General features: G+C 44.3%; 5 protein-coding genes. 4 read left to right on the forward strand and 1 reads right to left on the reverse strand.

The annotated features are described in order from the left end of the window. Window positions 1-119: 119 nt before the first annotated feature. Window positions 120-593, forward strand: coding sequence for a type II toxin-antitoxin system VapC family toxin (locus QUB06_RS34170; RefSeq protein WP_333439232.1), 474 nt, complete (start codon window positions 120-122; stop codon window positions 591-593). 4 nt (window positions 594-597) lie between these two features. Next, window positions 598-777 carry a hypothetical protein gene (locus tag QUB06_RS34175; protein WP_333108531.1) on the forward strand — a complete coding sequence of 60 codons (180 nt, stop codon included), beginning with the start codon at window positions 598-600 and terminating at the stop codon, window positions 775-777. 51 nt (window positions 778-828) lie between these two features. On the opposite strand, the gene QUB06_RS34180 is transcribed toward QUB06_RS34175, so the two are convergent. Continuing rightward, entirely contained in the window at window positions 829-1,845 is a 1,017-nt protein-coding gene (locus tag QUB06_RS34180; protein WP_333439234.1) for an adenosine kinase, read from the reverse strand. Between the two features lie 152 nt (window positions 1,846-1,997). On the opposite strand from QUB06_RS34180, the gene QUB06_RS34185 reads away from it, so the two are divergent. Then, complete coding sequence (locus QUB06_RS34185) at window positions 1,998-3,557, forward strand: AAA family ATPase (RefSeq protein ID WP_333439236.1); 1,560 nt, start codon at window positions 1,998-2,000, stop codon at window positions 3,555-3,557. An 86-nt stretch (window positions 3,558-3,643) separates the two neighbouring features. Beyond that, window positions 3,644-3,970 carry a hypothetical protein gene (locus QUB06_RS34190; RefSeq protein ID WP_333439238.1) on the forward strand — a complete coding sequence of 109 codons (327 nt, stop codon included), beginning with the start codon at window positions 3,644-3,646 and terminating at the stop codon, window positions 3,968-3,970. The last annotated feature ends 79 nt before the right edge of the window (window positions 3,971-4,049 follow it).

A 4,049-nucleotide genomic window follows, 5' to 3' on the forward strand; every position in this document is an offset into this window, starting at 1 on the left:
CTCGACTTTTTTTGACGCTTTTATTGATTTTAACTATTTTACACTTATTCGGATATTTACAAAACCGGGATGCTCCCACATGGTATGGTTAACATGAAATTTGCGATCATCCATTACGTATGAGTGAAACAGTCTACATCGAAACCAGTATCTTGGGCTACCTCACCGCTAGAGCCACCAAAAACCTGATTATAGCTGCAAACATTGAGGTAACACGAGATTGGTGGGAATTTCGGCGAAGCAACTTCAGGCTCTACATCTCACAAGTTGTTTTGGACGAAATAGCAGAAGGTGACTCAGAGATTGCGACTCAACGTTTGGAGATACTTCGCGACTTTCCATTGCTGGAACTCAATCAAGCTGTACGAGACTTAGCAGGACAATTTCTCACACGAAGCAATCTTCCGCCTAAAGCTGCTGCTGATGCGGTTCATATTGCGGCAGCTACCGTTTACGATTTAGATTACCTGCTAACATGGAACTGTAAGCATATCGCTAACGCTCAAATTCAGAGAAAACTTGCAGAAATTAGTTTGGATTTGGGATACCAATTACCGATCATTTGTACGCCTTACGAACTACTAGGAGGTTGAATTTATGTGGCAAGATGAGATCGTGGAGAAAATTCACCAAATTCGCGAACAACACGCTAAGTCATTCAATTACGACTTGGATGCTATGTTTGCAGATTGGCAGAAAAAGCAGGCTAAAAGTGGAAGACAAATTATCTCAAAATCACTCAATCCACGCACTCAGCCAACCTCTATTTGTGGTTAAAAAAAGAGCGATCGCCCTTACGACAAAAAGTGCGATCGCCCTTTTCAATTCCTAAGCAGAAATCACCTCACTCAAAAGATGAGCCTGAGAACCCTCAAGCCGAGGCCCGTGAATCTGCACCACCCTAGAAGCCAAGAAATTGCCCCAGCGAGCCGCTTGTGCAGAACTCAAACCGTTAGTAATTCCAAACAAAACACCGCCCGCGAAAGCATCTCCAGCACCCACAGTATCGATCGCCTTTACCGGAAATCCAGCCACATCAACAATCTGTTTGTTCTCCACCACCATGCAGCCTTTATCCCCATTAGTGATAAAAGCCAAATCAGAAATCTCGCTCATTTTCCGAGCGCACTCTTCCAAAGATTCCTCTTTAAAAAAGCTCCGAACTTCATCAGCATTGCAAAAAATTACATCGCAATACTCCGAAACCACCTTGTGAAAATCATCAGCAAATCGATCGACTAAAAAGCCATCCGAAAAAGTAAAAGCCACCTTCACACCCAGACGCTTAGACTGTTCCATCGTCTCAATGCTAGCCTTTCTCGGATCGGGAGCATCCCAAAGATAGCCCTCAACATAACTGTACTTGCAGTGAGCCAGTCGATCGACATCAATATCAGTCGCAGCCAGAGTAGTAGAAACCCCCAAATTAGTACACATCGTGCGTTCCGCATCCGGCGTAGTCAGCACAACACAAGTACCAGTGGGTTCCTTCGACTCAGCAGCAGGATGCACATTAAAATCAATCCCCGCCGCCAGCAAATCTTGCCGATAAAATTCGCCGTTAGTATCCTTAGCAACCTTCCCCGAATAATACGCTTTACCGCCGCTCTGAGCCAAACCAATCATCGTATTTGCCGCCGAACCGCCCGATCGCATTTGCAGCGAATTGTGCTCTAAATCGTGCAAAATCCCCCCCTGCGTTTCCGAATTCATCAGCGTCATCCCGCCGCGATTCAGCCCGTGGCCGAGTACAAATTCATCTTCCACCAATGCTAGGATGTCTACAAGGGCATTTCCCACGCCAAACACATCCACGGAACCAGATTCTTGATTATTTTCTGTCATCGCTGCTTTTTTTTACACTAACTATCAACTCTATAATAAATCGGATTAAAGTCAACATCCCCACTCCCAATCTAAAGTCCCCAACTTAAAATCTAAAATTCACAATCCAAAATCCCCAAACTAAAATCTAAAATCCAAAATCTAAAATCGCTATGACTTGTCTCCCACCTCTGATTCAGCAAATGTTGCAGCCCGGTTTTTACCCGCACGGGGTGACAGAACCAGTGCAGCTAATTCAGACTCATGCTTCCTTTGTTTTGCTGACAGGAGATTATACTTACAAAATCAAGAAACCCGTCAGTTTTGGCTTTTTGGACTATTCAACTTTGGAGAAACGGCAGCATTTCTGCAACGAAGAATTGCTGCTGAACCGACGCACTGCACCGGAAATTTATCTAGAAGTTTTGCCAATTGTTAAAATTGGGAATTCGTTTCAATTAGGCAGCAGCTTACCTGCTATTAATTCCGCCGAAATTGCTGTAGAATACGTGCTGAAAATGCGAGAATTCCCTCAAGATTCGCTGTTGCTCAGTTTGTTGGAACGCGGACTGTTGACCGAGCAACTTATGGCAGACTTAGGGCGGGAAGTTGCCAAGTTTCACAGCACGGCAATTAGTAATAGCTACATTCGCACATTTGGCGAAGTCAGTCAGATTGGGGCAACAATAAACAACAATTACCTAATTTCGCAAAAATATATCGGCGGGCCGCAGACTCAGGCACAATTTCAGGAAAATAAAGATTATACAGATGCGTTTTTTGAAAAAAATCAAGAATTATTTAATCGCCGGATTGGCAATAATAAAATTCGCGAGTGCCACGGAGATTTGCACTTGCGGAATATAGCATTCTGGCCAGATAAAATCTTGCTGTTCGACTGCATTGAATTTAACGAGCCTTTTCGCTTTGTTGATGTCATGTACGATGTCGCTTTTACAGTAATGGATTTGGAATCGCGGGGGCGCAGAGACTTAGGCAATGCTTTTCTCAATACTTACATCGAACAAACAGGGGATTGGGAAGGACTGCAACTGTTGCCTCTGTATTTGAGCCGTCAAGCTTATGTTAGAGCAAAAGTAACTTCGTTAATGTTGGACGATGCCGCTATTTCAACTCCCCAAAAAGCAGAGATTTCACAGACTGCCGCTCATTACTATAAACTGGCTTGGCAATACACAAAACCGCGCCAGGGAAAGTTAACTTTGATGTCTGGTTTGTCTGGTTCGGGCAAGAGTACAGCGGCTCGATATTTGGCTCGCCGCACTGGGGCAATTCACATTCGATCCGATGCGGTTCGCAAACATTTAGGGGGAATTCCTTTAAATGAACGTGGCGGGCAAGATTTGTACTCGGATGAAATGACGGCACAGACTTATGGTAGATTGTTAGAGTTGGGGATAATTTTGGCTGAGCGAGGTTGGGATGTGATTTTAGATGCAAAGTTCGATCGCCAAAACTTGAGAACCGATGCGATTAATCAGGCTCAATCCCACGGCTTGCCCCTGCAAATCATTTACTGCACCGCACCACTTGAAGTATTGCGAGAACGACTGCAACACCGCCGGGGCGATATTGCCGACGCGACGGCAGAACTATTGAGTTCGCAGCAAGCAGCTTTTGAACCTTTTACAGAATTAGAGCAAATTTCTGTAAACATTGTAGATACCCTGCAAGACTTAGAGGTACAATTAAACTTGATTTGTGGGGAGTAGTTGCAGTTCGATCGCCCTTGCCAATTTGATTGTCTGCTAATATTGTCAATATCTTTCTGTATTATTACAAAAAAAACTTGCAGCTTATGCCAAAATTTACCGGAGACTCCAAGGGGTTTAGCCCCGCGCTGATATGGTTTGTGTTGTTTACCGTTGGGTTTCGCTTAGTAGGAGCTACGCTGCCCCTGAGTCTTGGCTTTGGTGTCATTGGTGGCGTGGCAGCAGGTTTAATTGTCGCTTGGTGGCACAACGAATTACTACTCAACCCGAATATGCGTTCCAAGGAGAAAACCTCGGATGCTATCCTCAATAAAGAAGTAGTGGAAAGGGAGAGCAAACTATATAGCAAAACCTCTAGGCGTGAAGCTCCTACATTGTTAGACTGGTTGTCCGGGCCAGAGGATCGTCGCTAGCTTTAGTCATTAGTCATTAGTCATTAGTCATTAGTCATTAGTCATTAGTCATTAGTCATTAGTCATTAGTCATTAGTCA

Origin of the sequence: Microcoleus sp. D2_18a_D3 (assembly GCF_036702455.1) — a bacterium.
Classification (GTDB): domain Bacteria; phylum Cyanobacteriota; class Cyanobacteriia; order Cyanobacteriales; family Microcoleaceae; genus Microcoleus.